Source organism: Herbaspirillum sp. CF444, from assembly GCF_000282135.1.
GTDB lineage: Bacteria > Pseudomonadota > Gammaproteobacteria > Burkholderiales > Burkholderiaceae_D > Herbaspirillum.
Genome location: NZ_AKJW01000123.1, coordinates 1 through 1854, shown reverse-complemented (window position 1 = coordinate 1854; position 1854 = coordinate 1). Strand labels below are relative to the sequence as shown.

Sequence of the window (1854 nt, the reverse complement as noted above, 5' to 3'; positions counted from 1 at the left end):
TCGCCGGCGCGCGCGGCTTCCACCGCGGCGTTAAGCGCGAGGATGTTGGTCTGGAACGCAATGCCGTCGATCACGCTGATGATGTCGACGATCTTCTTCGATGACTCATTGATGGAATTCATGGTCGCCACAACTTCACGCACCACGTTGCCACCGGCGACCGCAATGTCGGACGCCGAAGTCGCCAGCTGATTGGCCTGCTTCGCATTGTCGGCGTTCTGACGCACGGTCGAGGTCAATGCGTCCATCGCCGAAACCGTCTCTTCCAGCGACCCCGCCTGCTGCTCCGTGCGTGACGACAGATCGGCGTTGCCGGCGGCGATCTGCGACGAGGCGCTGGCGATCGCGGCGGTGCCGGAGCGCACCTGCGAGACGATCTTGAGCAGACCTTCGTTCATGTCGCGCAAGGCCGCCAGCAACTGGCCGGTTTCGTTGCGCGCATCGATTTCAATCGTGCTGCTCAGATCGCCGTCGGCGACCGTGCGCGCGATGACGACGGCCCGCGCCAGCGGCGTGGTGATCGACACGGTGGTGTACCAGGCGATCAGCGCACCCAGCAGTAAAGCCGCCAGCGAGATACCAAGCAGCAGGTATTGCGTCTGTTGCGCATCGGCGCCGGACGATTGGACGTTGTCCGTCATGCGCTGCTGCTGCAGCGCGATCATGCCGTCGATCTGCTCGAAATAGCCTTGCTGCGCCGGCAATACTTCGCTGAACAATAATGCGGTGGCGCCATCCCTATTGCCCTGTAGTAATGTTTCAGCGAAATGCGTACGCGCAGCGACGAATTTCTGACGTGCCGTGACAAGGCCGGCAACGTACTGGCGCCCTTGTTCTCCGGCGGTGCTTTTGTCTATTTCGTTGATGGACGCCACGATCACGCGCGCGCCGGTTTCGATGCTGTCCAGCTCCGCCTTGGTCTTGACCGGATCGCTGATCAGCAAGGCGTTTCGCATGCTGATGACGGCTTCGTTGACCTTGTCCTTGATCCGGTGCGCCAGAATTGTCTTGGGATACAGGTCGCTGTTGGTCAGGCCGATGTTCGCGTTGAGCGAAGCGATGCGACCATAGGTGAGAAAGATCACTGCGAGCAGCAATACGGCGATGAAACCGAAACTGATGGCAAGTTGGTGCCCGATACGGAGTTTCCTGAATGTCATGTTTTCCCTCAATGGTGGCGCGCTGTCCCAGTCGGACATGTGTGAAGCTGACCAATACGCGGCAAAACACCGCTCCGGTCACAGGTAGACGAGTACCGGGACGATTTTATTCCATCGGCGGGAAAATAAATGTGGAAGACGCTCGAAAACGAGAAGAGAAAATGCCGCCGGACAGGCATCCGGCGTTAAATCTGGCGCCAAGCAGAAGTCTTGAAAGAAAATTGACGAAATGCTGACAACGCGAGTCAGGCTTTGCCGATAGACAACACCGCCGGCAAATGCACCGGCGTTGATTGACGCCCGCCGGCAACGGCCTTCAGCGGCGCAGCATCGGCGCTGGCGTAATGATCGCCCAGCCGGAACACGCTGACCAGTTGCGCCAGCGAAGCCGTCTGCTGCTGCATAGCCGATGCGGCGCCGGCGGCCTCTTCCACCAATGCAGCATTTTGCTGCGTCGCCTTGTCCATCTGGCCGATGGCCTGGTTGACTTCTTCCAGCCCGTTGCTTTGCTCGCGACTGGCGGCCGATATCTCGCCGACGATATCGGTCACGCGCTTCACGCTGGCGACCATGTCGGTCATGGTGGCGCCGGCCTGCTCCACCAACTGCGTACCCGAACCGACCTTGTCCACCGAATCGCCTATCAGCGTCTTGATTTCCTTGGCTGCGGCGGCCGAGCGTTGCGCCAGCGTGC

General features: G+C 60.2%; 2 protein-coding genes. Both read right to left on the bottom strand.

From position 1 onward, the window contains the following. The coding region (locus tag PMI16_RS26745; RefSeq protein ID WP_007884802.1) for a methyl-accepting chemotaxis protein at positions 1–1160 on the bottom strand (1160 nt) is incomplete at its 3' end. Between the two features lie 245 nt (positions 1161–1405). Then, the coding region (locus tag PMI16_RS24895; RefSeq protein WP_007884801.1) for a methyl-accepting chemotaxis protein at positions 1406–1854 on the bottom strand (449 nt) is incomplete at its 5' end.